Origin of the sequence: Flavobacterium soyae (assembly GCF_045348165.1) — a bacterium.
In the GTDB taxonomy this organism is placed as follows: domain Bacteria; phylum Bacteroidota; class Bacteroidia; order Flavobacteriales; family Flavobacteriaceae; genus Flavobacterium; species Flavobacterium soyae.
In genome coordinates, this window is sequence record NZ_CP150845.1 from 5,100,083 (window position 1) to 5,125,899 (window position 25,817).

General features: G+C 32.4%; 28 protein-coding genes. 17 read left to right on the plus strand and 11 right to left on the minus strand.

Translation table 11 applies throughout. The features are described from left to right. Positions 1 to 44: 44 nt before the first annotated feature. Positions 45 to 875 carry an NmrA family transcriptional regulator gene (locus tag AABD74_RS21025; RefSeq protein ID WP_406844201.1) on the plus strand — a complete coding sequence of 277 codons (831 nt, stop codon included), beginning with the start codon at positions 45 to 47 and terminating at the stop codon, positions 873 to 875. 4 nt (positions 876 to 879) lie between these two features. Beyond that, positions 880 to 1,269: a DUF5367 family protein gene (locus AABD74_RS21030; protein ID WP_232679207.1), complete on the plus strand. Its 390-nt coding sequence runs from the start codon at positions 880 to 882 to the stop codon at positions 1,267 to 1,269. A 51-nt stretch (positions 1,270 to 1,320) separates the two neighbouring features. Here AABD74_RS21030 and AABD74_RS21035 read toward each other — a convergent pair whose 3' ends face one another. The 3 genes from AABD74_RS21035 to AABD74_RS21045 all read right to left on the minus strand — a co-directional run bounded on the left by AABD74_RS21035 (position 1,321) and on the right by AABD74_RS21045 (position 4,650). Next, a complete protein-coding gene (locus AABD74_RS21035) occupies positions 1,321 to 2,757 on the minus strand; it encodes a glycosyltransferase (RefSeq protein WP_406844202.1) in 1,437 nt (478 codons plus the stop codon). Between the two features lie 361 nt (positions 2,758 to 3,118). Next, positions 3,119 to 3,535 (minus strand): lipocalin family protein, encoded by a 417-nt coding sequence (locus AABD74_RS21040; RefSeq protein WP_232679202.1) that lies wholly within the window; start codon positions 3,533 to 3,535, stop codon positions 3,119 to 3,121. 98 nt (positions 3,536 to 3,633) lie between these two features. Continuing rightward, positions 3,634 to 4,650: a hypothetical protein gene (locus AABD74_RS21045; protein WP_406844203.1), complete on the minus strand. Its 1,017-nt coding sequence runs from the start codon at positions 4,648 to 4,650 to the stop codon at positions 3,634 to 3,636. Positions 4,651 to 5,000: 350 nt separating this feature from the next. Between AABD74_RS21045 and AABD74_RS21050 the strand changes: the two genes are divergently transcribed. The 12 genes from AABD74_RS21050 (at position 5,001) to AABD74_RS21105 (ending at position 14,413) form a co-directional block, all read left to right on the plus strand. Then, positions 5,001 to 5,192 carry a hypothetical protein gene (locus AABD74_RS21050; protein WP_406844204.1) on the plus strand — a complete coding sequence of 64 codons (192 nt, stop codon included), beginning with the start codon at positions 5,001 to 5,003 and terminating at the stop codon, positions 5,190 to 5,192. A gap of 57 nt (positions 5,193 to 5,249) precedes the next feature. Further along, positions 5,250 to 6,953: an ATP-binding protein gene (locus AABD74_RS21055; protein WP_406844205.1), complete on the plus strand. Its 1,704-nt coding sequence runs from the start codon at positions 5,250 to 5,252 to the stop codon at positions 6,951 to 6,953. Between the two features lie 6 nt (positions 6,954 to 6,959). Beyond that, positions 6,960 to 7,628 (plus strand): response regulator, encoded by a 669-nt coding sequence (locus AABD74_RS21060; protein ID WP_406844206.1) that lies wholly within the window; start codon positions 6,960 to 6,962, stop codon positions 7,626 to 7,628. Positions 7,629 to 7,785: 157 nt separating this feature from the next. Next, positions 7,786 to 8,019 carry a hypothetical protein gene (locus AABD74_RS21065; RefSeq protein ID WP_406844207.1) on the plus strand — a complete coding sequence of 78 codons (234 nt, stop codon included), beginning with the start codon at positions 7,786 to 7,788 and terminating at the stop codon, positions 8,017 to 8,019. Continuing rightward, positions 8,016 to 8,297 (plus strand): membrane protein insertion efficiency factor YidD, encoded by a 282-nt coding sequence (gene yidD, locus AABD74_RS21070; protein WP_406844208.1) that lies wholly within the window; start codon positions 8,016 to 8,018, stop codon positions 8,295 to 8,297. The genes AABD74_RS21065 and yidD overlap by 4 nt, the downstream gene beginning before the upstream one ends. A gap of 27 nt (positions 8,298 to 8,324) precedes the next feature. Further along, positions 8,325 to 8,720, plus strand: a complete 396-nt coding sequence (locus AABD74_RS21075; RefSeq protein WP_406844209.1) for a hypothetical protein — start codon at positions 8,325 to 8,327, stop codon at positions 8,718 to 8,720. 3 nt (positions 8,721 to 8,723) lie between these two features. Then, positions 8,724 to 9,995, plus strand: coding sequence for an ABC transporter permease (locus tag AABD74_RS21080; RefSeq protein ID WP_232679184.1), 1,272 nt, complete (start codon positions 8,724 to 8,726; stop codon positions 9,993 to 9,995). 1 nt (position 9,996) lies between these two features. Then, positions 9,997 to 10,896 (plus strand): hypothetical protein, encoded by a 900-nt coding sequence (locus AABD74_RS21085; protein ID WP_232679182.1) that lies wholly within the window; start codon positions 9,997 to 9,999, stop codon positions 10,894 to 10,896. Positions 10,897 to 11,067: 171 nt separating this feature from the next. Then, entirely contained in the window at positions 11,068 to 12,117 is a 1,050-nt protein-coding gene (locus AABD74_RS21090; protein WP_406844210.1) for a type I restriction endonuclease, read from the plus strand. A 103-nt stretch (positions 12,118 to 12,220) separates the two neighbouring features. Continuing rightward, entirely contained in the window at positions 12,221 to 12,631 is a 411-nt protein-coding gene (locus AABD74_RS21095) for a hypothetical protein (protein WP_232679177.1), read from the plus strand. A gap of 9 nt (positions 12,632 to 12,640) precedes the next feature. Further along, positions 12,641 to 12,850, plus strand: a complete 210-nt coding sequence (locus AABD74_RS21100) for a hypothetical protein (RefSeq protein WP_406844211.1) — start codon at positions 12,641 to 12,643, stop codon at positions 12,848 to 12,850. Between the two features lie 210 nt (positions 12,851 to 13,060). Continuing rightward, a complete protein-coding gene (locus AABD74_RS21105; RefSeq protein WP_406844212.1) occupies positions 13,061 to 14,413 on the plus strand; it encodes a GH1 family beta-glucosidase in 1,353 nt (450 codons plus the stop codon). 150 nt (positions 14,414 to 14,563) lie between these two features. On the opposite strand, the gene AABD74_RS21110 is transcribed toward AABD74_RS21105, so the two are convergent. The 3 genes from AABD74_RS21110 to AABD74_RS21120 all read right to left on the minus strand — a co-directional run bounded on the left by AABD74_RS21110 (position 14,564) and on the right by AABD74_RS21120 (position 15,816). Then, positions 14,564 to 14,929, minus strand: coding sequence for a hypothetical protein (locus tag AABD74_RS21110; protein WP_406844213.1), 366 nt, complete (start codon positions 14,927 to 14,929; stop codon positions 14,564 to 14,566). A 159-nt stretch (positions 14,930 to 15,088) separates the two neighbouring features. Continuing rightward, on the minus strand, positions 15,089 to 15,655 hold the full coding sequence (locus AABD74_RS21115) for a GNAT family N-acetyltransferase (protein WP_406844214.1): 567 nt from the start codon (positions 15,653 to 15,655) through the stop codon (positions 15,089 to 15,091). Next, positions 15,655 to 15,816, minus strand: a complete 162-nt coding sequence (locus tag AABD74_RS21120) for a hypothetical protein (RefSeq protein WP_232679167.1) — start codon at positions 15,814 to 15,816, stop codon at positions 15,655 to 15,657. The genes AABD74_RS21115 and AABD74_RS21120 overlap by 1 nt, the downstream gene beginning before the upstream one ends. A 278-nt stretch (positions 15,817 to 16,094) precedes the next feature. Here AABD74_RS21120 and AABD74_RS21125 point away from each other — a divergent pair, with 278 nt between their 5' ends. From AABD74_RS21125 to AABD74_RS21135, 3 genes are all read left to right on the plus strand, one after another. After that, entirely contained in the window at positions 16,095 to 16,904 is an 810-nt protein-coding gene (locus AABD74_RS21125; RefSeq protein WP_232679165.1) for a helix-turn-helix transcriptional regulator, read from the plus strand. A 103-nt stretch (positions 16,905 to 17,007) separates the two neighbouring features. Then, positions 17,008 to 17,490 carry a YybH family protein gene (locus AABD74_RS21130; RefSeq protein WP_406844215.1) on the plus strand — a complete coding sequence of 161 codons (483 nt, stop codon included), beginning with the start codon at positions 17,008 to 17,010 and terminating at the stop codon, positions 17,488 to 17,490. 135 nt (positions 17,491 to 17,625) lie between these two features. After that, positions 17,626 to 18,747, plus strand: coding sequence for a nuclear transport factor 2 family protein (locus AABD74_RS21135; protein ID WP_406844216.1), 1,122 nt, complete (start codon positions 17,626 to 17,628; stop codon positions 18,745 to 18,747). A gap of 121 nt (positions 18,748 to 18,868) precedes the next feature. Here AABD74_RS21135 and AABD74_RS21140 read toward each other — a convergent pair whose 3' ends face one another. The 5 genes from AABD74_RS21140 to AABD74_RS21160 form a co-directional block, all read right to left on the minus strand. Then, on the minus strand, positions 18,869 to 20,308 hold the full coding sequence (locus AABD74_RS21140) for a TolC family protein (RefSeq protein ID WP_232679159.1): 1,440 nt from the start codon (positions 20,306 to 20,308) through the stop codon (positions 18,869 to 18,871). Next, positions 20,301 to 23,468, minus strand: coding sequence for an efflux RND transporter permease subunit (locus AABD74_RS21145; RefSeq protein WP_232679157.1), 3,168 nt, complete (start codon positions 23,466 to 23,468; stop codon positions 20,301 to 20,303). The genes AABD74_RS21140 and AABD74_RS21145 overlap by 8 nt, the downstream gene beginning before the upstream one ends. 97 nt (positions 23,469 to 23,565) lie before the next feature. Beyond that, entirely contained in the window at positions 23,566 to 24,648 is a 1,083-nt protein-coding gene (locus AABD74_RS21150) for an efflux RND transporter periplasmic adaptor subunit (protein ID WP_232679155.1), read from the minus strand. A 172-nt stretch (positions 24,649 to 24,820) separates the two neighbouring features. After that, entirely contained in the window at positions 24,821 to 25,189 is a 369-nt protein-coding gene (locus AABD74_RS21155) for a hypothetical protein (RefSeq protein WP_232679153.1), read from the minus strand. A 186-nt stretch (positions 25,190 to 25,375) separates the two neighbouring features. Next, the gene (locus AABD74_RS21160; protein WP_406844217.1) at positions 25,376 to 25,786 is read right to left on the minus strand and encodes a GNAT family N-acetyltransferase; all 411 of its coding nucleotides are present in this window, start codon (positions 25,784 to 25,786) and stop codon (positions 25,376 to 25,378) included. Positions 25,787 to 25,817: the final 31 nt, after the last annotated feature.

Here is a 25,817-nt window from a genome sequence, read left to right on the forward strand (position 1 = left end):
ATCTAACCAACTTTGTATCAGTAATCATTTAAAACGATATTGATATGAAAAAGAAAATTTTAGTTCTGGGTTCTAATGGAAAAACAGGACGCAGAGTCGCCGCAAGATTAGAAAATAATCCTGAAGTTGAAATTAGTTTAGGTTCCCGAAATGAAAAAATTCCATTTGACTGGGAAAAACCAGAAACCTGGGAAAATGTTGTAAACGGAATCGATACGGTTTACATTACTTTTCAACCGGATCTGGCTGTTCCTTTTGCGGCAGATGCGATAGAAAATTTCACCAATCTTGCCACAAAATCTGGAGTGCAAAAAATAGTTTTACTTTCTGGAAGAGGCGAACAAGAAGCACAGGTCTGCGAAGAAATTGTAAAGAAAAATGCCAAAAACTGGACGATAATCCGCGCCAGCTGGTTCAGCCAAAACTTTAGCGAAAGCTTCTTTTTAGATCCAATTCTGTACGGAATTGTTGCTTTGCCAAGAGCTGAAGCACTCGAACCTTTTACCGATGCTGATGATATTGCCGATGTTGTTACGGCAGCACTTTTAGACGAAAGTCATAACGGAAAAACGTATGAATTAACCGGGCCGAGATTACTAACTTTTAAAGATGCGGTAAACGAAATTGCCAATGCAAGCAGCAGAAACATTTCTTTTCAGAGTTTGAGTTTAGAAGAATATGCACAAATGCTAAAAGAATATCAGGTTCCTGAAGATCATATCTGGCTGGTAAATTACCTTTTTGAACAGGTTTTAGACGGAAGAAATTCGAATGTAACTTCTGATATTGAAAAAGTTCTGGGCAGAAAAGCGAAAGATTTCAGCGCTTATGCAGAAGAAACTGCCAAAACCGGAATCTGGAATCCTGAAAATTAAGAACATGAAATATATCAGAGCATTATTTTCAGGAATTTTGATTTGGTTTGCCGTTAGTTTTTCCTTTTATATTTTAGAACAAATTCCTGTTGTAAAAGATTCCTTTTTATGGCAGTCAGTTATTGCGGCGATTTCCATAGTGTTTTTCGCCATTGGTTCTGCAAAGTTTTATTATCGGAAAAATTATAAAATAAATGGTCTGCAGCTCGGGATTATAATGTCGCTTACAGCTTTGTTTCTGGACGTTATTATTACGGTTCCTTTTGTAGAAATTCCTAACGGAAGAAGTTACGAGAGCTTTTTTACAAGTCCAATTTTATGGATTCTGGCTTTTGTAAATGCAGTTTCTGTTTTTCTCTGGCGAAAGCAGATCAATAAAAAAACTCCTGTTTAGTGGAACAGGAGTTTTTCGGATTAAAAATATAATAGTAGTCTGTGGAATTTATCAACCTCGTGTCAGCCACCCTTTTTTATGGGCTGTAATAATGGAGTACGGCGCAATCCAAAACAATGAAAAAGTATAGAAAACGCTGTAAGAATAGGCCCAAAATGCTTCTCCTAAAGAATATCTTTTTGCATAAAATATAACAGAAAAACTTGATACAAGCAATATTCCTAAAAGCGTAGAGCTAATAAACAATAAAGGATGTGTTGCAATAAAATAGAACATAAAAATAAAAAAAGGATACGTCAAAATGATTCTCAATGACTGCTCTGTAAACAATAATCTTGCTCCAACTTTAGATTCTTTTCTAAAATCTTTCCAAACATATTTTGCCATCATAATGTTTTCACGAACATTACTTCTTCCCCATCTAATGAACATTTTATATAAACCTTTGTAATCTTCAGGAACGTTTGTTAATACGTAAGCATTTCTTTGAAACAATACGTGATGTCCTTGTTTTAAGATCATGTTGGTCATCGCACGGTCTTCACCAATATCTGAAGGCTGTCCCATAAAAGTCTGGTCAATCCATTCCGGCAGACAGGCAAAAACAGCGTTTCGTCTATAAGCTGCTAAAGCTCCGGGCGTACAAAGTACTGAACCAAGCGAACTTTCTGCAGAACGCATGAATTCAAAACTCATTACAAAACTTACGTTTAGCATTTTTGGTAAAATTGCTTTTTCATTATTCAAAACCTGAACGTTTCCTGCAACGGCACCGCATTTTTCGTCAACTACAAACGGACTTACCAGGTTTCTTAAAGTGTCTTTTTTAACAATTGAATCAGAATCAACAGTTACAAAAATCTCTCCTTTTCCTAAATTAAATCCACGGTATAGGGCGTGGCGTTTTCCTTTATTTTGTGGCTGCTGAAAAATAGAAACACGATCACCTAATTTTAATTTTGCCTGCTGAATCCAGTACCACGTATCATCTTTGCTTCCATCGTCGATTGCCAAAAGCTCTAATTTGTGAGCAGGGAAATCACTTTCGGCCAAACTCATTAAAGTTTCATAAACTAATTTTCCTTCATTATAAGCCGGAACAATTACAGTACAAGCTGGCAGTAATTCATCTGAAACAGATTCGATTGGCTTATATTTAAAGTAAAGAAATACGTTGTAAAGGAACATTCCGGCTTTAAAAAGGAATAATGTTACGGTAATTATCAGGAAAATAATTCCTCCCGTTGAGTTTAATCTTTCTAAATGCAGCTGATCAAAATCCGGCTGAAATTGAAGAACTAAAAGAGATCCTGCAATCAATACTAAAAATGTTGCTGCAAGAACCATAAAGCCAAAAATACTTTTTGGTCTTTCGATATGTTTTTTTGCTGAGTTGTTATTTATTTTAAAAATAGACGGGCTGATTACTTCGCTGCTAATATCGCCTCCTGCATAAAATTGTTTTGAAATAATTGTTTCGCTTTCCATGTCCTGTTTGTTTGTATTAATTCTCTAAAATGGCTTTTATCAAATAGTTTTCTTTGCATTTTTCTAAGTAAACATCAAAGAAATTAAAGAATGACATGTTCCCAATTTGCAAGCGTTGTGCCATTTAGGTTTTAAACTGAATTTAAGCAGTTTATGAATTATTACATAAAATGATGTGTGTATTTTTTTTACACTTTGTAGAATGTTTATACAGTTTTTAATGTGTAACCAGTAGTAAAATAAGGGATTTTTGCAGCCGCAAAGAAGTGCGTAAATAAAAAAACGGAAACAACTTTACTAAGTTATTTCCGTTTTCGTTCCTGATTCTCCTGAATTAGGAATTTACCTTAAAGCCAATTTCTTATCTGGTATAAACTGTAATTACACCAGTAGTTTTATCTTTTATTTTCAACTCTTTATTAGTAAGGTTCATAATATCACTGGTTGTACTTGCATTACCAATAGTAATAGTTAAATCATTATGAGATCTTACGTAAGTTCCTGTAGTTTCTACTAAGGCACAATTTGAGCCGTCATAATCACCTATGACTGCTGCATTACTCAATTTTAGTTCTAAATAATCTCTGCTGCATCCTTCTTGGTTTTGTGGAGCATCGACTAATACTTCTTGTCCATTAACAATTGTCCCGGTTTTACTTAGGTTGTACTTCCCTTGTAATGGAATTATTGTTTCTCCTTCATTATCATCGCTGCTGCAAGACGCAGCAAACATTCCCAGGCTTAAGGCTAATACGAATAATATCTTTTTACTTTTCATGCGATTTGTTTTTTATCGAATTAATTTAATAATACTAAATTAAACGTATATACTTACAAAATCTTCCATTATTTTGGGTTTATTTTACATAAATCGCATTATTGACAAGGTTTTCCTTTTAAATATTTACCAAAAATATAATGCGTAACTGGTCGTAATGATCCTTTTGTTTCCGGATGTCTGCCATTACCATTATCGTTAAAAAAGTCAATTCCGTTTGCCGTCTTTCCATACCACACGAAAGCTTCCCCGTTTTTCATAAAACAAGTAGTTGTATCGCAAGCTTTTAGTTTTCTAAAATCTAAAAGATCTTCATCAAGAGGAATTATTTCATTAAAATTTCCATTATCTTTTGAAGAACAATCCACAACTTCATAATGATCTTCTGACCATTGCATACAATGATTTTTAAAGAAGGCGAAGTAAATGATTAAACCGAACCCAACAATAACAGCTGTAATTCCTAAATATTTCCATATTTTATTTGGTGATTCCTTACCTATGTTAACAAAAGTTGATATTGGCAATGGTGCTTGCGGTGACGCTGATCCTTGATTTTGAAATGATTCGGATTTTTCAGCAACAAAAGCCGGTTCAGATTCTTGACTTTGATTTTCTTTTGGCTCTTCAATTTTTGCATCAATAACATTTTTGTTTTCCACCACATCTATCAAATCATCAGAAGGATTTTGTGGACTAAAAAATTTGGTATTTCTAAGATCATTTATTAATTCTAAATCATCTGGATCAATTTGTTTTCTAAACTTGTTAAAAGGCCTCAATTGGAAATCAACAAGTATAGCCGCAAGATCTACAACTTCAATTTTATCTGGATCAGTTTCTCCTTTAAGAAAAGTTTCAACTGGCCTAAATTGATTTGTATTACTTCTAAATCTATTCTTTGTGTTTAGATCAAAAGGAAATCCCAACAGAGTATTAAAAACTACTTTGTCATCTTTAGAAACAGGTTTTGTTTCAAATATTTCCCAACATAATTTATTGAGTTTCCCTCGTGTTGGAGCATTCAAATAAATGTAATCTTCACCATTTTTTACTTCTTCATACTGTTTTATAACAGCTTTTTTATATAAATCTTCCAGAGTATTGTTATTCATAAGCATCATGTTTTTTTGGAATTTCAAGGAATTTTAAGGAATTCTAGGGATTACAAAAAACTAAATCGGAAATCCCGGAATTCCGTATCAATGCAGGCTCAGAACCAATATAACTTTGTCCTCAGAATAAGTTAGCGCTTTGATCTGCAGGTCAAAACAAATGTACAAAACTAGTTCAATTTACAAGTATGGAAAACCGTAAGACGGAGTTTATCTGGGAAGTATAGATAAAAATCTTACTGTTCTACATACTTCACTTCCCAACCAAAATTTGGTATTGCCTTAAACAAAATGATCTGGAAAAGCTCCGGACAGCAATACCCATGTTTAATTTTTTAAAACCTAAAATTATGAAAACATTATATCTAATGGGAGCGTGCGTACTATTGAGTACTACATTATTTTCTTGCACTGCTGACGAATTTGATACAACGAATAAAAAAACTGAGGCAAAAAGAGATGTTGTTCGAGACAGTATACAAGCAGATGCACCACCAGATGGTCCTGGTGATGCACCAATAATTGTTCCACCACCAAAATAATCTGAATAAGATTACATAGTTTAGAATTAATTAGTATTTTCGGGGAAAGTAAGTGTTATGCTGCGTTCCCCGTTTTTTTATTCTCTTTTTTTTGTTTTTTTTCTTTCCTGCCAAAAAGAAAAAGACATTGCTGTGCTACAAAATAATCCCGAAAAAAAAGAAGCTATGATTATACGGGATAAAGCCATTTTGAATTTTCAGGATAAAAATTATAATAGTGCATTTTATAATTTTAATAAATCTAAAATACAGTTTGAGAACATAAAAGACAGTTCCAACATTGTTTATAATCTTATACAAATGGCCTCTATTCAGCAAATAAATGGAGACTATTACGGCAGTAATGAAACGCTGACAGAAGCTTTGCCTTATATTAAAAAAAAGGATATTTACAGCGCTGCAATTAATAACCTCTTTGGTATAGCTTACAAAGAACTTGTTATTTATGATGAAGCAATCTATTACTATAATGAAGCTTTAAAAGACTGTACTGATTCTATATCAAGACAACCACCTTTAAACAATATTGCTGTTGTTTATATTCAACAAAAAAAATATAATGAGTCTATAAAAATTCTTGAATCAATTCTAAGTGAAAAAATACTAAACGAAAAAGTTTTCATACCTAACAAAGCTCGTTTTATAGATAATTTAGGTTTTGCTTATTTCAAAAAAGGCTTAAATGATAAAGGTTTACAATTAATGACTGAAAGTCTTGAATTGAGAAAACAAATCGGCGATTCGTACGGAAGTATAGAAAGTTATTTCCATCTGGCAGAATTTTATTCGAAAACCGATATTCAAAAATCAAATGAGTATGCTAAAAATGCTTACGAAATTGCTACTAAATTTAATAGTGTCGACGAACGCCTGAAGGCATTATCTTTTTTAATTTCTAATGGTTCGGGAACAAAATATGCCCAACAGTATATTTCAATAAATGATAGTATAATCAAAATCCATAATAACTTTAAAAATAAATTCGCCAAAATCAAATACGATTCTAAAAAAGAAAAAGAGGAAAACCAAAAACTTCGTTTAGAAAAAGCCGAAAATCAATTATCACTTCAGGAAGCTAAATATCAAAGAATGTTTTTTATAATTGGAATTGTATCGCTATTCTTTCTATTACTTTACTTAAGAAAGTTTTATCAGAACCGAAACAGAATTGAAAAAATAAAAACTGCCTACGATACCGAAACCAGAATCGCAAAAGACATTCACGATGAACTGGCAAATGATGTTTTTAATACCATTACTTTTACACAGACCCAGCCCTTAGAAATTCAGAATACAAAAGAAACTTTAATTCAAAAACTAGATCATATTTATGTTCGCGTCCGCGGAATTTCGAGAGAGAATAATGATATTGATACTAAAGCAAATTATGCTGTTAACTTAAAAGAAATGCTTTCTACTTATAATACTAATGAGACGAACGTTATTATTAACAGTATTGAAAAAGTGAATTGGGACTTAGTAGATGAGATTAAAAAAGTTACGATTTACAGAGTTTTGCAGGAATTAATGGTGAATATGAAAAAGCATAGTCAGGCATCAATAGTTGTTGTAAAATTTGACAGCAATGGAAAAACGATATTTATTGACTATACAGATAACGGAAAAGGTGCTGAAAAATTAAAAATTATAAAAAATGGTTTACAAAATATGGAAAACCGTATTCTGGCCATAAAAGGAACTATTACTTTTGACACTGAACCCGATAAAGGTTTTAAAGCAAAAATAACAACGCCTAAATAAGAGTTTATGTTTAAAAAAGTAATTATAGCCGAAGATTTTGAAGAATTTAATTTAGCAGTCGAACAAACTTTAAAAGATTTTAACATTGCCGATTTTCAACATGCAAAATATTGTGACGATGCTTTTCTAAAAATAAGAAAAGCCATTCAGGATAACGAGCCTTATGATTTATTAATTAGTGATCTTTCGTTTAAAAAAGATCATCGTGAAGTAAAAATCGCCAGTGGTGATGAACTAATTCAAAAAGTTCGTGAGCTTCAGCCCAATATTAAAATCATTGCCTATTCTATCGAAGATAAAAACCTTCGTATTAAATCACTTTTTGAAAATTCTGAAATTGATGCTTTTGTACTCAAAGGCCGAAACAGTCTCATAGATCTGAAAAAAGCAATTAATACCATTTCTACATCTGATCAAAAATTTATTTCGCTTGAAATTGCTTCTGCATTACAGGAAAAAAGCAACTTTGAAATAGACGATTTAGATATTAAGATTCTGAAATATTTATCTGCCGGTACTTCGCAGGATGAAATAATAGAAATTTTTAAAAACTCAGATATCAAACCTAACAGTAAAAGTGCTGTAGAAAAAAGACTTTCAAAGTTAAAGGATTTTTTTAAAGCTAATAACACCGTTCATTTGGTTTCTATTACAAAAGATATGGGAATTATTTAATTCCTTACAATTATACTTTTTTCAAGCTCCTTCGGGGGCTTTTTTTATTGCTTTAATTTAAAATTTACAGATTATGGATTTCCGTAAAATCATGGTTTCAAATAGGATTAAGTTTGAATTGTTAAATCAATTAAATATTAATTAAAACTAAAAAATTATGGAATACAAAGTAGTACCATTCGTAGCTTCAATCGATCCAAAAAAAGGAACTTCAAATCATGTTGCTGAACAACTTGAAAGCTTAATAAAGAATTATACAAATCAAGGTTGGGAATATATCCGCTTAGAAAGTGTATCAACATTTGTTCACCCAGATAGTGGATGTTTTGGAATTGGAGCCAAACCAGGTTACACAACAAATAGTCAAATGGTTGTTTTTCAGAAAAAATGAAATATTTCATCTTATTAATTATTCGATTGTATTGGATTTTAATTCCTCAATCTAAAAGAAGAAAATGCATTTTTAAAAAATCCTGTTCTCATTATGTATTTGAAACAACTCAAAAAGAAGGATTAATAAAGGGATTAAAAGCATTACAATTTCGATATAAAAACTGCAGAGGAAATTTTTCAATTTTTCAGAATCCAATTGACAACAAAATTCAAATGATTCTTCCTTCTCATGTAATAATTGACAGGGAAGAAATTGCTGATAGACTAATTAAATGAACCTAAATTAAAAATTAAGCCAAAACCATGATAACACTAGAACTTAAAAGCCATTTTTTGAGATTATATCAAATGGCATTATCCGATGATCAATTTGATGTATTAGAACTTCAAATGCTGTATCATTTTGCTGATGAAAGAGGAATTCCGAAAGAGGAACTCGATAAACTTTTTCTAAACCCTGTTAATACAGAATTCATCGTTCCTGAATCTTTAACCACCAAAATTGAATATCTGTATGATCTAACCAGAATTATTTGGGCTGATGAAAAAATTACTGATGATGAGCTGAATATGCTTAGAAAGTATTGCAGAAAATTTGATTTTATCGAAGAAAACATTAATGATTTATCGGATTATCTTATTGACTGCGTCCAGAAAAACATCGGAAAAGAAGAAATTATTAGTCAACTAAACTCTTAAGTTATGAAACCACTTGCCCAATTATTTAGTTTAAAAAAACCTGAAGATTCTTCTTTTAAAGTTTTCGAAGAAAATGAAGAAGACAGAGAACAAATTAGAATAACGTACTATCAAAGCGGATTTGCCGCATCTGTAAAAGCAACCGGAAAACCTATTGTTTTAAAAGCTTGTCTTCAAAATTTATATATGAGTTTTGAAGATCAGTGCCGAAAACAAAAAATGGAACAAGACAGATTAAAGCAGCCTTACCGCGAAGAACAGGAAAAAAACAGAACCGAACTTAAAAAGTCTGAAACCGCAATTGGTATCTATGAAAAAAAGGAACAGGATATCAATGAAAATATCGATCAGATTAAAAACGAGATTATCGAGGTAAAACGTAATCCTGATAAATACGGAATTGAAGAGGGAAAAGGCTTAAAAGCACAATTTTATATTGGTTTGATTTTGCTGCTGCCAATTACACTTTATGTTTTGGTGTTTTATATTTCAGCATCTTATTCTGCTTTTTTTAAAGAATTTTCAAATGACAGCTTAACTGCTGCAATTTTTGACGCCGATGCTTTTACAAATGCCTTTAAAGCAAGCTGGCTCGAAGGAGTTTTGGTAGTTACTATTCCGTTTGTTTTTATGGGATTAGGTTATGTAATCCATATGGTTCAAAAAGGAAAAGGCTTCAAAAACATACTTAGATTGGCTGCACTTTTTGCTATTACATTTTTATTCGATTCGCTTTTAGCTTACATCATTGAGAAAAAAATATATGAATTTAACAAAACAACCGAATCTTCGCCCTACAATTTAAACATCGCTCTTGGAGAACCAGAATTCTGGATGATTATATTTGCCGGTTTTGTGGTATATATTATCTGGGGACTTGTGTTTGATTTTGTGATGAAGGAGTTTGAAAACATTGATAAAATCAGGGCATTTATTAGAGGTAAAAAAGAAAACTTACTAAACCTGGAAAAACTAAAAACAGAATACATCAATAAAACCAACGATTTTAAACAGCAGATTGTAACTATAAATGGAAAAATCTCTGAGCTTCAGTCTAAAATAGATGGCTTTGTTTTTCCTGTAAAAGAATATCTGCATTACCATCATCAATATAAAGAAGGCTGGTTTCAGGCCATTAATACAGAAATTGCTTTACCTCATAAAGAAAAAGTAGAATTACTGGAAGGCTGCGAAAATTTATCTGAAGAACATCTTGGAAAATTAAATTTAGTCGATCCCGATTTTCAACATTTGATATATTCTAAAATTAATTAAAATGAAAAATACTTTACTCAAAATGGCGATGTCCTTATTATTGATTTTATTTTTTTCATGTAAAGAAGAACCCAAAAATGAAGAAAAAGAAACAGCTGTTAAAAGTTCTGTTTCAGAAAATTATAACATCAGTATTCTTGTGGATTTATCAGACAGGATAAGCCTCAAAAAAAATCCAAATCCAACGATGGAAATCTATCAGAGAGATTTAGGATATATCAAAACGGTTTCTGAGGTTTTTACACAGCATTTAAAATCAAAAAGAATGAGGCAGATTGATGACAAAATGCAATTATTCTTTAATCCGGAACCCGAAAATCCTGAAATTAATTCTATTTCCAAACAATTAAGAATTACAGTTAACAAAGACAATGCATCAAAAGAATTCCTGAATTCTATTAATGATACTTATGCTGCAAAAACCTCAAAAATATACGAATCTGCAATTAAGGATGATAAGTATATTGGTTCTGATATTTGGAATTTTTTTGACAGCAAAGTACAAGATCAATGTATTGATAAAGGTTATAGAAATATCCTGATTATTTTAACTGATGGTTATATGTTTTATGAAGGAACGCAAATCAAAGATGGAAATTTATCCAATTATTTAACGCCGCAGTTAATTAAACAAAATGGTTTAAATACAAACGACTGGCAGAAAAAATTTGAGGACAAAAAATTGGGCTTTATTAAAATTGATAAGGATTTATCTAATCTTGAAGTTTTGGTTTTAGGGATAAATCCAAGCAAAAATAATCCGTACGAAGAAAAAGTCATTAAAGAATATTGGCGAAAATGGCTTTCTGAAATGAAAATAAAACATTTCGAAATTAAAAATGCCGATCTGCCTTCAAACATGGATAAAATTATCAAAGATTTCATTTTAGAAAAAGAATAAAAACAAAGCCTGTCTGTTTTAAAGAGGAACTTCATTGTCCTCTTTTTTCTGTTTAAATCCATTTCATAAAAACTTCTTTTAAAAAATCTGCCGCATTACGGATTTCCATAAAATACTGATTTTTATTGGCTTTACATTTGAATTATTAATTTAAACTACAAACCTATGGAAATGAATATTCAACTAAAATCATTAGCCGATAAAATAAATCAGCTGAAAAACAAAATTGAAACCGAAGAATCTACAAAACATGCTTTTGTACTGCCCTTTATACATATTTTGGGTTACGATGCTTTTAACCCGCTTGAAGTTGTTCCTGAATTTACCGCCGATCTTGGGTTAAAAAAAGGAGAAAAAGTAGATTATGCCATTTTTCAAAATGGAGAACCAATTATAATTGTTGAATGCAAAAGCTGGAAAGAAAACCTGACGGTTCATAATTCACAATTGTTTCGCTATTTCCATGTTACAAAAACCCGATTTGCTCTTTTAACGAATGGTATAAATTATCAATTTTTTACTGATTTAGATGATCAGAATAAAATGGATGAAAAACCTTTTTTAGAATTTGACATTAGCAATCTTAAGGAAAATACGATAAACGAAATAGCTAAATTTCATAAAGCTAATTTCGATGTAGATAATATTGTAAGCAATGCCAGTTCATTAAAATACATTAAAGAAATCAAAAAGCTGATAAATGCTGAATTAGAAAGCCCGTCAAACGATTTTACAAAAGTATTTGCCAGTAAAATATACACAGGGAGATTAACAGAAAAAGTGGTAGATGAATTTAAAGATTTGGTTCAGAAATCAGTTAGTCAATTTATTAATGATAAAATTAATGACCGATTAAATGCTGCTTTAACCAAAGAAACGATTAAACAGCAAGACGAAAAAATTACAACAATTGAAGACGATAATAAAGTTAATACTACCGAAGAAGAACTTGATGCTTATCGTATAGTTCTTGCTATTTTACGTCGAAAATTACCAACAAATAGAATTGTTCATCGTGATACACAGTCTTATTTTGGAATTTTACTAGACGATAACAATCGTAAACCTTTATGCCGACTACATCTTAATGGCAGTAAAAAATATATCAGTTTATTTAATGATAATAAAACTGAATCAAAAATTGCAATTTCATCTATTGACGATATTTACCAATATGAAAAAGAATTATTAGAAACTGCTGCTCTTTATGAAATTGAATAAAATCAGGTATAAGTACTCATTATAAAGAACTTAAATCTAATTAGATTTATCGCACCTTAAATTAACAATAAAATTTTAAGTCTAACCAATACCACAAAAGCCTATGCTAAAAAACTACCTCATCTTACTTTTATTATTTACGTTTTATTCCTGCAAAAAAGAATCTGCTCCCCCGCCGCCGCAAATAAATACATTTTATAAAGCGGTAATTACTGCTGATGACCGAAAAACCATTACGCCCGAAGAAGCAAAAACATTTCATGTCAATAAAACGTATCAATACGAATACCGAACCGGAAATCCCGGAAACTATGAATACAATTATGATGTAAAAGGGATAAATATCAAAGGCGATTCGGTTTGCGGGAATATTAACGTACAGGGAAAATACGGTGCCGGAATTTTAACCAGCGATACAGTTGCCGAAATTGAAATTAATACCGAATGGATTGCATACGGAAAATTAAAAGCTGTTGATAAAAAAGGAAACGAATACAATTTAATTGTTAAATAATGCAGGCTGATGAAATATGCTTTACCCTTATTTTTTGTTTTTTTAATTTCGTTTCGACCGCCGGAAACCAGCGTTTATATTTGTGGTTCTACGGGTGCAAAAAAATATCATTATAATGAAAATTGCCGCGGTTTAAGTTCATGCAGTCATGAAGTGGTAAAAACATCGCTTAAACAAGCACAGCGTTATGGTTTGACCCTTTGCGGGTGGGAAGATTAAACAATCTCTTATTTTTTATTTAATTATTTGATAATAATCACTTTACAATAAATTCATATTAGTTTTATTAATTTGAATAAAACTAATCGTTATGAAATTCTTTAATCTAAATTTTCTGGTATCATTCAAAGAATGGCTTTTTTTAAGAGCTATGCAATCTTCTTTCCTTCATTAATAAACTATTTAAAAATAAAGGAAAGTACTATTTGAATGAATAAAGTTGAAAACTCATTTTTGAACAAAAACCAATTTGGTGAAGATTTCTTGTGGGGTGTTTCTACCGCCGCTTTCCAAATTGAGGGAGCACATGATTCTGACGGAAAAGGTTCTTCTATCTGGGATGTTTTTACTTCTCAAAAAGGGAAAATAAAAAATGGCCATCATGCTCTAACCGCCTGCGATTTCTATAATTCTTATCAGGGTGATATTGACTTAATTCGGGAATTAAATATTCCGAATTTTAGATTTTCTATCAGCTGGCCGCGAATTATGCCAACGGGAACTCATCCTGTAAATCAAGCCGGAATTGATTATTATAATAAAATTATCGATTCATTGCTTGCTTCTGGAATCGAACCCTGGATTACGATTTATCACTGGGATTTACCGCACGCTCTCGAAGTAAAAGGGGGCTGGACAAACCGCGAATCGGTTTCCTGGTTTTCAGAATATGTTGAAGTATGCGCGCAGTATTTTGGCGATCGTGTAAAAAACTGGATGGTAATTAATGAACCTTCTGTATTTACGGGAGCAGGATATTTTTTAGGAATCCATGCGCCGGGAAAAAAGGGAATTACCAATTATCTAAAAGCTATGCATCACGTAACGCTGGCAACGGCTGCGGGTGCCAGGATATTACGAAACAAAATTCCGAATGCTAATATCGGAACTACGTTTTCGTGTACCCACATCGAACCAGCAACAGATAGTCAAAAAGATGTTGAAGCCGCAAAGCGTGTCGATACTTTACTAAACCGAACTTTTATCGAGCCAATTTTAGGACTTGGATATCCGCAAAAAGATCTTCCGGTGCTTAAAAAGCTTAATAATTATATTCTTGAAGATGATTTAAACAATCTCGATTTCGATTTTGATTTTATCGGATTGCAGTGTTATACACGAGAAGTTGTAAAATCAGCAATGCTCATTCCGTATATTGGTGCCGAATTAGTAAGTGCTGAAAAACGTAATGTAATTTCCACCGAAATGGGCTGGGAAGTTTATCCGCCTGCTCTTTATCACGTTCTAAAAAAATTCAACGAATATAAAGGCATCAAAAAAATTATCATTACTGAAAATGGTGCCGCTTTTCCCGATACTGTTACAAACGGAAAAGTATTCGATATAAAACGAACGCATTATATTCAGGATCATTTAGAACAAATCTTAAAAGCAAAAGAAGAAGGTTTAAATGTTGAAGGTTATTTTGTGTGGAGTTTAACTGATAACTTCGAATGGGCTGAAGGTTACAACGCCCGTTTTGGATTAATCCACGTTGATTTCGAAACTCAGAAAAGAACGATCAAAAATTCAGGATTATGGTTTAAAGATTTTTTATCTTAAACCTTCTTAAATATTTTTAGAAACCGCAAAGTTCGCAAAGCTTTATGTTACTATTAGCTTTGTGAACTTTGCGGTTAAATCATATAAACTAAAAGCCTTTCAGAATTTCACTCCCGAAAGGCTTTTTTAATTAAATATCATTCTAATCGATTAATGAAATCTATATTTATATGCTTGTTTTAAGATTCCGATATGGATTTTCCCATTCTCTTTTAAATGGGCAGTTACCATAATATATTTTTCTTCCGGATATTTTATATCATAATTAAATATCGTGTCTCTTACTTTTACCTGAAGCTGGTGTTTTCCTTCGTCAGATATTGACAAGGCAACCGTTTCATAAGCCGGCATTGCATTTGTTGCTTTTAAGTTAATTTCCTGAACTTTCTTTTTATCCAGAAGTACTTCCAGCTTTAAATTATCTAACTTCATATTTGTTGGCTGCTCAAATGAAACAACAAATTTTTTACACCCAAAAATGCAAAAAATGATTAATAACAATAGAAACTTTTTCATGGAAATAATCTTTATAATTTTATAAATATAAATATTTTTATTGATCTGGCTGTTATTTTATCTTAGGCACTAACTACTACTCTGTTTAAATATAAAAAGCCTTTCAGAATTTTTCCAAAGGCTTTTCTATTAAACTGTTTTTAAATGAAGAAATTAACTTCAAATTTCATTTAATGTATTCATTAAAGGCCTAAGATCATAAAACATTTGTCTTGTATCTTCTCCATTATCATTTTCCGAAAGAAATTTAAATCCTAATTTTTCATAAAAACCAAGTGATTTGTCATATGCATCTACAGTAAGTAATTGGCATGCACATTTACTATTTTGTTCTAATGCCAGGTCAATAACAAAATTCACTAAGGCCTGGCCAATTCCCTTTCTCTCTTTTTTTGTAGTCTCGCAAACTGCTAATCTGCCTATTTTTATAGCTGGAAATTGTCTCAAATGTCGTTTACGGTGACTAAGGATTTCTTTTATCCATCTTTTAAACGCTGTTTTAGATGCAAACTGATTTTCCTGAACTGCTAAAGCATCATTATATATACTTAAATATGCGATAGTTTTGCTTTCGTTTTCAAGAATATAAGTAGTAGCTAATAAATCTTTTTTATAGGGAATTGCTTTGTCATTTAGAAAACCATTCAAATCTGTATCGCCGCATTCAAAAGGTTTAATAATTGTAGCAGCATGTAATTCGAAAAATGAAAATCCTGTAAAAGGCATTAGTTAACCTTTAAAAGTTCTTTTAATTTATTAGCATCAGTACGGATTGCCGTTAAAGAATCTATACTGACTTTTTTATCTCTATTTAAATCAATAGTTTTATAAAAGTCAACTGCCTCTTTACCTTTCAAAACAGGAGTATTTTTAATTGGCTTTGCCATTTTCTTTATTATTTATTCCAAAAGTACAAACAAAAAATAGAAATGCAACGTTTTTTGAATTAAAAAGTAAAAATATTCCTATAATTTAAAATTTTGTATTGCATTAAAAAACCTTTCAGAATTTTATTTTTGTCTGCCTAATAAAAAATATTAATATAAATAGTAAATCATTATTTCGCCAAAAGTTGAAATCCTAAAAATTTATAAAAATACCAATTTAACTATCCTTTAATTTTATAACTTTACTTTAGACAATGAGTTAACATTAATCTAGTACAATGGAATTCCAATATTTTCTGCCTTCAGAAATTCTGAAACCATATATAAAACATTATTATATTTTTGAATCAGATTCAGATATAGAATTTCAGGATACAGTATTTCCGAGCGGTGAAATGGAAATGATTTTTAATCTTGGCGATGGTATTTGGGAATCCCTGAAAGATGAAAAATTTCACAAAACGCCTAAAATTGAATTGTGGGGGCAAATAACAAAACCGCTTGCTATTAAATCAAAAGGTAAACACACAATGCTTGGCATTCGGTTTTATACACATTCCGCAGCTTATTTTTTTAATGATGAAGTCGGGGTATTTAATGATCAGATTTTAAATTTAGAAGATGTAATTGGTAAACCAATAACAACCCTGCATTTACAGCTTTTAGAAACTTCAGACATTAAAAAAAGAATTGAACTTATCGAAACATTCTTAATAAAGAAATTAATAACAAACGATAAAAAGTCGCAAAAAATTCAAAAAGTTGCCCATATATTATCCAGCTTAATCAGAGATCCATCGGAAAATAATATAAATATTGTTGCTGCTAAATATGGAATGACACCTCGCTATCTTCATAAATTAGTTTTTCAGCATACTGGTCTTGCCCCAAAATCATTCAACAAAATCAGACGCTTTCAGCATAGTTTAAAGCTTATTACAGACAATAATTCTCCCTTAACGTCTATTGCTTACGATTGTGGTTACTTTGATCAATCACATTTTATAAGGGATTTTAAATCTTTTACAGGAACTACACCAACAGCATATTTGGAAAATCAGTTTACTATAAACCATTTATTGATTTAAAAGAAACTGTTCCGATTTGTACAATTTAAAAGTTTTTAGCCTTACTACCTTTGATTAAAATAATATCAATCTATATTTTTAATTAAAACTAAAAACTACTGTTATGAAAAATTATGCTCTTTTTACAATCTCAAAACTAATTGTATTCACCTTATTATTAAGCAGCTGTAATTCTACATCAAAAAAAGAAACAGCAAATTTAGACGAAGCAAGAAAAGCAATTCAGGAAAGTAACGCCATTTATTTTGATTCTTTTAAAAAAAATGATGCTTCGATATTCATAGACAGATATGCCGAAGATGCCTCTATATTACTCCCAAATGCACCGCAAATTTATGGCAAAGAAGGAGCAGCTAAATTTTTTAGAAAAGCCTATGACGAGTATGGTTTAAGAGGCGGAAAATTTATTACTACAGCAATATATGGTGATGGTGTAGAATATGTTACCGAAGAAGGTTTATGGCAGTCATTTAATTCAAAAGGAGAACTTATGGACGACGGGAAATTTCTTGTTCTTTGGAAAAAAACTTCTAAAGGCTGGAAAATGTTCAGGGATTCATTTAGCAGTAATCGCAAAGCTAAATGAGAAGCTTCTGCAATTATGCAAAACCTGATTTTTTAGTCCTAATTTATAAATCAGGAGTACTGAATTCATACATCTGTACAGGTTAACATTTTACTAATCATAGCTTTGTGAAAAATTAATTTTCAAAAAAAGTTTATGAAAAAAGTTATCTGTTTTATCGCACTATTATTTTCGCCGGCTTGTTTATTGGCACAAACAGAAGAGGCATTAGTTAAAAAATGTATTGAAAGTTACATTGAGGGGACTTCTTATAACAAACCTGACAGCATCGAAAAGGCATTTTATCCCGAAGCCAGTCTGTTTTTAAGTAATAAAGACAAAGAACTATGGATTGTACCTGCCAGCGAATATGCTAAATGGTTTAAAAAAGACAATCAGGGGCAGTTTAATGGCCGTATAGGCAGGGTTATTTCGATTGATGTGTACAACAATATAGCTTCGGCCAAGGCAGAAATACTAATACCTGGTAAAAAAATGGAATTTATTGATCTGTTTTTACTCAAAAAGCTTCAGGGCGAATGGAAAATAATCAGTAAATCGGCAAGCAGTTTAAGTACCAATAAATCAGGACAGAATATTCTATTTATTGTTTCTAATACCGATCATTATGGTAAATCAACGATAGCCGCAGGCAATAGTTTTTCTGAAATAGTAAACGCTTACAATACTTTTAAAACAGAGGGATACACCGTCGATTTTGTAAGTCCCGAAGGAGGAAGTATTCCATTGGCTTATATCAATACATCTGACACTTTACAAAAGCAATATTTATTTGACCCTGATTTTATGTATGCCCTAAAAAACACTAAAAAGCCCAACGAAATTGATTCAAAAAATTACAAAGCTGTTCATTACATTGGCGGCGGATCTGCGATGTATGATGTGCCGGAAAATAAAGAAATTCAAACCATTACCTTAAAAGTATATGAAGAAAATAAGGGTATTATCTCCTCTGTTTGTCATGGAACTGCAGGAATTGTAAATTTAAAAACTAATGATGGTAATTATTTAGTAGCAGGAAAAAAAATTAGCGGCTACCCGGATTCATTCGAAAAACAAGATGGGGAATATTTTAAGTACTTTCCATTCTTAATTCAAAAGACAATCGAAGAAAGAGGAGGAATTTTTAAGTTTTCTGCTCGTAATGTCTCACATGTAGAAACTGACGGAAGAATCGTCACTGGGCAAAATTTTCAATCGTCAAGCGGTGTAGCTTTAAAGATTATAGAATTAATAAATGATGCAAAAAATGAGTAATGATTTTATTTCGTTTTAATTTATCTTCCAATTTTTGATTACTCTTTTCATCGGACAAATAAAAAAAGCCTTTTAAGATTACTCTTAAAAAGGCTTTTTCATTACAAATTAACAGGCAATATTATTTCCATCCGCCGCCCAAGTCTCTGTAAACATGAACTGCAGCATTCAATTGTTCTTTTTTAGTATCTATTAATTCCAATTTCGCTTCTAATGCATCTCTCTGCGTCATCAAAACTTCAAAATAATCTACTCTGGCAGATTTAAACAAATCGTTTGAAACATCAATTGATTTATTTAAGGCATCAACCTGCTGTGCTTTTAAGTCGTAACCTTTTTGAAGATTTTCGATTTTAGAAAGCTGTGTTGAAACTTCTAAATAAGCATTTAAAATTGTACGATCGTAATTGTACAACGCCTGAAGCTGTCTTGCATTGGCACTGGAAAATTCTGCTTTAATGGCATTTCTGTTAATCAAAGGTGCTGCTAAATCTCCCGCTAATGAATATAAAATTGATTCAGGAAATGTAAATAAATAAGATGGTTTAAAAGCCTGAACTCCAAAAGCTGCCGAAATATCCAATGAAGGATAAAATTCTGCACGAGCAGCTTTTACATCTAATTTTGCCGCAACCAATTCTAATTCTGCCTGCTTAACATCTGGACGATTTGTTAATAATTGAGAAGGAATTCCTGAGTTTACAGCTGCCGGAAGCAAATCTGTAAAATTGGTTTTATCTCTTTTAATATCCTGCGGATAACGTCCTAACAAAAAGTTGATTTTGTTTTCAGATTCTTTAATTTTCTGCAGAATATCAAATTCCAGACTTTTTGAAGTTAAAACCTCAGCCTGAAATTTCTGAACTCCAAGTTCAGTCGCTCTTGCTGCTTGTTTTTGAATCTTAACAATTTCTAAAGCGTTACTTTGCAATGCAATAGTTTGTTTTACAATCTCTAACTGGCTGTCTAAAGCTAATAGTTCATAATAATTATCAGCAATCTCCCCAATAAGGTTTGTAATTACAAAGTTTTTACCTTCAATAGTTGCTAAATAGCGGTTTACGGCTGCTTTTTTAGAATTACGCAGTTTTTTCCAGATATCAACTTCCCAGTTTGCATAAGCTGCAATGGTATAATCCGGTAACGGGTCTGGCATTTCTATTCCCGGTTTAATTTCTGTTGTTGCATCACCGGCACCCTGACTTGTATATCGGCCTACTTTTTCGATTCCTGCGCCCGCACGAACTCCAACTGTTGGCAATAAGGCGCCTTTACGAACTCTGATATCGTTCTTTGCAATTTCAATTTCCTGCAAAGTCATATTTAGTTCCTGATTGTTCTTCAAAGCAATATCAATCAACTCTACAAGGTTTTGATCTTTAAAGAAATCTTTCCATTTTAGAGAAGAGATATTAGTTGTGTCCTGAGATTTTATGTTTCCAAATGCTTCAGGAACCGGAACACTTGTGCTTGCTGTTTCAGCTGCAGGGGCCTTACATCCTGCCACGGCAAGACATAAGCAAAATGCAATACTGTATTGATATAATTTAACTTTATACATGATTGTTATCAATTTCTTCTGTTAATGGATTCTCTTCTTCATGTTTTACCAGTTTGTGTTTCTCGGCAATTTTGGCAAATATGTAATACAAGCCCGGAATCACAAATACTCCGCAAATAGTTCCTATAAGCATACCTCCTGCAGCAGCAGTTCCAATGGTTCTGTTACCAATTTTACCCGGGCCAGTTGCAAATGCAAGCGGTAATAGTCCCGCAATAAAAGCAAATGAGGTCATCAAAATAGGACGGAATCTTGCTTTTGCACCTTCCATTGCTGATTGTAATACTGATAATCCTGCCGCATGTCTTTGTATCGCAAACTCAACAATCAATACAGCATTTTTACCCAATAAACCAATAAGCATTACCATGGCAACCTGAGCATAAATATTATTCTCTAATCCTGTTAATTTCAATAAAAGGAAAGCTCCAAAAATACCCGCTGGTAAAGAAAGAATTACGGATAATGGCAGAATAAAACTTTCATACTGGGCTGCTAAAACTAAATAAACGAATCCTAAACAAATTAAGAACACCCAAATAGCCTGATTACCCTGAGCAACCTCATCGGCAGAGATACCTGCCCAGTCAATGTCATATCCTCTCGGCAATTTTTCGGCAGCCACTTTCTGAATTACTTTAATCGCCGTACCAGAACTATAACCCTGAGCCGGAGAACCACTAATCTGTGTAGAAGTATACATATTATGACGTGTAATTTCCGAAAGACCATACACTTTTTCTAATTTCATAAAAGCAGAAAAAGGTACCATTTCATCACGATTGTTTTTTACGTACAATTTTAAAATGTCTTCAGGCAGAGCACGATATTCTGGTGAAGCCTGAACAATTACTTTATAATTGATTCCGAATTTAATGAAACTGATTTCATAGTTACTTCCCACAAGAGTTGACAAAGTATTCATGGCATTTTCGATAGAAACACCTTTTTGCTGTGCCAGATCATTGTCGACTTTCATCATGTATTGAGGAAAACTAGAACTGTAAAAACTAAATACGTTTGATAATTCCGGCTGTTTGTTCAATTCAGCAACAAAGTCGTTATTTACCTGTTCCATTCTCTTATAATCTACAGAACCGGTTTTATCTAACAAACGAAGTTCAAATCCTCCGGCAGCACCATATCCCGGTACAGCAGGCGGTTGGAAAAACTCGATATTAGCTCCAGTAATATCTTTACATTTTTCCTCCATTTCATGCATAATCTCAACAACAGATTCTTTTCTGTCACTCCAGTCTTTAAGGTTAACCAAACAAGTTCCTGAGTTTGCTCCTGTACCTTCAGACAGAATCTCATAACCTGCTAACGAAGAAACTGATTTCACTCCATCAATATCTTCAGCAATTTTTTGAACTCTTTCTGCAATATTATTAGTTCTTTCTAAAGATGAACCCGGAGGTGTCTGAATTACGGCATAAAACATTCCCTGATCCTCATTAGGAATAAATCCTGAAGGAACAGAACTGCTTATTAACCATGTTCCGGCACAGAAACCCAGAAGTGCAACAATTGTAACTCCTCTTCTGTTTACTATTTTACCTAATGCATTTTGGTATTTACCTTGTGCGAGGTTAAACTTATTGTTAAAACCATCAATGAATATGTTTACAGGTGTTTTCTTTTTAGGTTTACCGTGATTATTTTTTAACATCATCGCACAAAGCGCCGGTGTTAAAGTCAAAGCCACAATACCCGAAAGGATAATAGCTGTTGCCATAGTAACCGAGAACTGTCTGTAAAATACTCCAACAGGACCTGACATAAATGCAACAGGAATAAATACCGCAGCCATTAAGAATGTAATCGCAACAATTGCTCCTGCAATCTCGTGCATTGCTTTTTTAGTCGCTTTAAATGGCGAGAGATGTTCTTCTTCCATCTTGGCGTGAACGGCTTCAATTACTACAATTGCATCATCGACGACGACCCCAATTGCCAAAACCAAAGCAAATAACGTAATCAAGTTCAATGATATATCAAAGAATGTCATAAACACAAAAGTTCCTACCAATGATACCGGTACGGCAATTGCGGGAATAACCGTAGAGCGCCAGTCTCCTAAGAAAAGGAAAACTACCAGACCTACCAGAATAAAAGCTTCAACAAGAGTATGGATTACTTTTTCGATAGAAGCATCAAGGAATTTAGAAACGTCATACGAGATTTCATAATCCATTCCTTTAGGAAATCTCTGTTTGATTTTTTCCAATTTAGCCTTTACTTCTTCAATAACCTGATTTGCGTTACTTCCAAAAGATTGTTTCAATACAATAGCGGCAGATGGTCTTCCATTCAAATTAGAATAGATATCATACATCGAGCTTCCAAATTCAACTTTAGCAACATCTTTCAATCTCAAAAGCTCCCCGTTTGGATTTGCTTTTACCACAATGTTCTCGTATTGTTCTTTTGTTGTAAAACGGCCCGAATATTTCAATACATATTCAAATGCCTGAGAACGTTTACCAGAACTTTCTCCTGTTTTACCCGGAGAAGCCTCCAAACTCTGACTGGATAATGCTTCCATTACCTCATCTGCAGAAATTTTATAAGCCAGCATACGATCTGGTTTCAACCAGATACGCATTGCATATTCACGTGTTCCCAAGATATCTCCGGATCCAATACCATTTACCCTTTTCAATTCTGAAAGCACGTTGATATCAGCATAGTTGTACAAGAACTTCATGTCGGTATTTTTATCTGTACTGTAAAGGTTCACGTACATCAGCATACTCGGCACTTCTCGGGTAATTTTAATACCCTCTCTAATTACTAATGGAGGTAATTTGTTCGTAACTGAAGCAACACGGTTTTGAACATTAATTGCAGCCTGATTAGGATCAGTTCCTAAGTTAAACACTACTTTTATATTAGCTTCACCATCATTTCCGGCATCAGAAGTCATGTATTTCATTCCCGGAACTCCATTTAAGGCTCTTTCTAAAGGAATAACTACCGACTTGATCATTAACTCACCGTTAGATCCCGGATAATCGGCAGTAACATTCACCATTGGCGGTGAGATTGTAGGGAATTGGGTAATGGGTAAATTCAACACCGACAATACCCCTAAAAAGACAATAATCAACGATATAACTATCGACAATACGGGTCTTTGAATAAATTTATTAAACATTTTTATATTTTTTTAATGATTAAACCTATTTGAAGTTTAAAAAGTGTTTCAGGTTTCAGCATAAAACTTGAAACCTGAAACAATTAAAACAAAAAACTTACTCTGCTTTTAAGCGCAGGTTATTAATTATCTTTTTAGGAGATTCAAATTCGTATTTGATTTTGTCATTTTCTTTTACTTTCTGAACACCTTCAAGTAAGATTTTATCATTTTCATTAAGTCCGCTTTTAATCACATACAAATCAGGAATTTCGCCTGTAATAGTGATTTCTTTTGAGCTTACCTTATCATTTTTATCAACTATAAAAACATATTTTTTATCCTGAATTTCGTAAGTCGCTTTTTGTGGAATTACGATGGCATTTTTAAGAGGAACCAACATTTGAACTTGTCCTGTTTCTCCATTTCTAAGCAGTTTTGCCGAATTTGGGAATCTTGCTCTAAAAGCAATATTTCCTGTTTCATTGTCAAATTCACTTTCGATAACTTCTACGTTTCCTTTTTCTTTAAAAGTATCTCCGTTGGCTAGAACTAAGCTTACCTTATTGTCTGCGCGATCTTTTACATCTGTTTGGTATTGTAAATATTCTGGCTCTGAAACATTGAAATAAGCAAACATCTGACTGTTGTCTGAAAGACTTGTCAATAATTCGCCTTCATCGATAAGACTTCCTAATTTTAGAGGAATCCTGTCGATTGTTCCGTCAAAAGGAGCTCTGATTTCTGTGAATGATAAATGAAGTTTTGCCAGTGCAACTTCTGCTTTTGCAGATTGCAGTTTTGCCTGAGCTACGCTTAATTCGTTTTTAGAAACGATATTTTTATCTGCCAGTAATTTTGAATTTTGTAATTCAATTTCTACTGATTTTTGTTCAGACTGTGCTTTAAGCAATTCAGCCTGATACATGTTTGGCATAATTTTAAACAACAGCTGTCCTTTTTTTACAAACTGTCCTTCGTCAACATAAATATTTTGCAAAAACCCTTTTTCCTGGGCGCGGATTTCAATATTTCGAACAGATTTAATCTGCGAAACATATTGTTTAGTAAATGAAGTGTCAATTCTAACCGGGTTTGTAACAGTGAATTTTTCTGCTTCTTCTTTCTCTTCTTTTTTAGATGTACAGCTAGTTAAGCACACTAAGGCCATAAAGCCTGTGAACAAGATAATTCTTTTCATGATTTAGTTTGGAAATTAAGCGATTGAATGCTTGGAATAATGATTTCTTTAAATGATAAAATGCATCAGCCAGCCTGAGTCAGAACTTAATTTTCATATAAGCAGAAGTAAAAAAATATACATCAACGAGATATGCAGATCACGACTTAGGTAACCGATGTATATTGTAAAATCAAATTCTTAATACGCGCTGCGTAATGTAGATAGGATTTGAATGCCCTAAGAAAGGCGTAGAAATTTTAAAACGATTGGAATCATTCGCTGCAGACTGATCTGAAAGTGCCAGATACAAAGTGTCTACCAAACTGTACGAAACTGCAAAAAACTTATTCGTAAGTAAATCATCATTTCCCGGAAGATCTTCTTCAAGATCAACATCGGCATCTTCAATTATAGAAGTTCCACGATCCTGGCTCGTAAATTTAACTCTATGTTTCTGCGAAAGATTATGATGGTGAGAAAAAGTACTGGCATTAAGATATTGGCCTCCGCCCAGCAGAAGCAAATTCATGAATACTAAAAATACTATTAACTTTCTCATTTGGGTGCGAAAGTAGTAAAACTATCAAAACAAAAAAAGAATTTTTAACAAGGTTTAACAGTTATATAAAACGAAAACGTTTTCATTTTTTTATTACATTAAAATTACATTCAAAAACGAAATTTTTTAAAGTATTTTAAGACAATAAACATCTTAAAGTTAAATTATTTAGAAGAATATGGGGATCTATTTTGAGAAATTGATTTCCATAACGGTAAATTCCTGCCCGGCTTTGGTAAAAGTTTTATAAGTATCTTTCATTCCAAATTTTTCATAAAAAGACCTTTTATTCGTTCTGGCATTACACCATACTTTTTCCAAATCTCTTTCTTCTGCAAATTGTAAAATATATTCTAAAAGATGAGAAGCGATTCCTTTTCCCTGATATTCTGTTAAAGTTGCTAGTTTTCGAAACTGCATTTCTCTGCCTTCAATAAAACAGGAAATTGTAGAAACTAATTTATGATCTTCAAAAACTCCAAAATGAAATCCTGAATTATCTGTTTCTAATTGTACAAATTCAAAAGGCTGATCCGGCCACATTACTTCATGTCTGATCTGCCAGGTTTCTGAGGCTTCAATTCTTTTTATATTCATGTATATTTATTTTCTTTTTTTAATCAAAAAT

Bases quoted from the DNA above. Each gene is read 5' to 3' on its own strand.
- AABD74_RS21025 (WP_406844201.1), top strand. From the start codon at position 45: ATGAAAAAGAAAATTTTAGTTCTGGGTTCTAATGGAAAAACAGGACGC.
- AABD74_RS21030 (WP_232679207.1), top strand. From the start codon at position 880: ATGAAATATATCAGAGCATTATTTTCAGGAATTTTGATTTGGTTTGCC.
- AABD74_RS21035 (WP_406844202.1), bottom strand. From the start codon at position 2,757: ATGGAAAGCGAAACAATTATTTCAAAACAATTTTATGCAGGAGGCGAT.
- AABD74_RS21040 (WP_232679202.1), bottom strand. From the start codon at position 3,535: ATGAAAAGTAAAAAGATATTATTCGTATTAGCCTTAAGCCTGGGAATG.
- AABD74_RS21045 (WP_406844203.1), bottom strand. From the start codon at position 4,650: ATGAATAACAATACTCTGGAAGATTTATATAAAAAAGCTGTTATAAAA.
- AABD74_RS21050 (WP_406844204.1), top strand. From the start codon at position 5,001: ATGAAAACATTATATCTAATGGGAGCGTGCGTACTATTGAGTACTACA.
- AABD74_RS21055 (WP_406844205.1), top strand. From the start codon at position 5,250: ATGCTGCGTTCCCCGTTTTTTTATTCTCTTTTTTTTGTTTTTTTTCTT.
- AABD74_RS21060 (WP_406844206.1), top strand. From the start codon at position 6,960: ATGTTTAAAAAAGTAATTATAGCCGAAGATTTTGAAGAATTTAATTTA.
- AABD74_RS21065 (WP_406844207.1), top strand. From the start codon at position 7,786: ATGGAATACAAAGTAGTACCATTCGTAGCTTCAATCGATCCAAAAAAA.
- yidD (WP_406844208.1), top strand. From the start codon at position 8,016: ATGAAATATTTCATCTTATTAATTATTCGATTGTATTGGATTTTAATT.
- AABD74_RS21075 (WP_406844209.1), top strand. From the start codon at position 8,325: ATGATAACACTAGAACTTAAAAGCCATTTTTTGAGATTATATCAAATG.
- AABD74_RS21080 (WP_232679184.1), top strand. From the start codon at position 8,724: ATGAAACCACTTGCCCAATTATTTAGTTTAAAAAAACCTGAAGATTCT.
- AABD74_RS21085 (WP_232679182.1), top strand. From the start codon at position 9,997: ATGAAAAATACTTTACTCAAAATGGCGATGTCCTTATTATTGATTTTA.
- AABD74_RS21090 (WP_406844210.1), top strand. From the start codon at position 11,068: ATGAATATTCAACTAAAATCATTAGCCGATAAAATAAATCAGCTGAAA.
- AABD74_RS21095 (WP_232679177.1), top strand. From the start codon at position 12,221: ATGCTAAAAAACTACCTCATCTTACTTTTATTATTTACGTTTTATTCC.
- AABD74_RS21100 (WP_406844211.1), top strand. From the start codon at position 12,641: ATGAAATATGCTTTACCCTTATTTTTTGTTTTTTTAATTTCGTTTCGA.
- AABD74_RS21105 (WP_406844212.1), top strand. From the start codon at position 13,061: ATGAATAAAGTTGAAAACTCATTTTTGAACAAAAACCAATTTGGTGAA.
- AABD74_RS21110 (WP_406844213.1), bottom strand. From the start codon at position 14,929: ATGAAAAAGTTTCTATTGTTATTAATCATTTTTTGCATTTTTGGGTGT.
- AABD74_RS21115 (WP_406844214.1), bottom strand. From the start codon at position 15,655: ATGCCTTTTACAGGATTTTCATTTTTCGAATTACATGCTGCTACAATT.
- AABD74_RS21120 (WP_232679167.1), bottom strand. From the start codon at position 15,816: ATGGCAAAGCCAATTAAAAATACTCCTGTTTTGAAAGGTAAAGAGGCA.
- AABD74_RS21125 (WP_232679165.1), top strand. From the start codon at position 16,095: ATGGAATTCCAATATTTTCTGCCTTCAGAAATTCTGAAACCATATATA.
- AABD74_RS21130 (WP_406844215.1), top strand. From the start codon at position 17,008: ATGAAAAATTATGCTCTTTTTACAATCTCAAAACTAATTGTATTCACC.
- AABD74_RS21135 (WP_406844216.1), top strand. From the start codon at position 17,626: ATGAAAAAAGTTATCTGTTTTATCGCACTATTATTTTCGCCGGCTTGT.
- AABD74_RS21140 (WP_232679159.1), bottom strand. From the start codon at position 20,308: ATGTATAAAGTTAAATTATATCAATACAGTATTGCATTTTGCTTATGT.
- AABD74_RS21145 (WP_232679157.1), bottom strand. From the start codon at position 23,468: ATGTTTAATAAATTTATTCAAAGACCCGTATTGTCGATAGTTATATCG.
- AABD74_RS21150 (WP_232679155.1), bottom strand. From the start codon at position 24,648: ATGAAAAGAATTATCTTGTTCACAGGCTTTATGGCCTTAGTGTGCTTA.
- AABD74_RS21155 (WP_232679153.1), bottom strand. From the start codon at position 25,189: ATGAGAAAGTTAATAGTATTTTTAGTATTCATGAATTTGCTTCTGCTG.
- AABD74_RS21160 (WP_406844217.1), bottom strand. From the start codon at position 25,786: ATGAATATAAAAAGAATTGAAGCCTCAGAAACCTGGCAGATCAGACAT.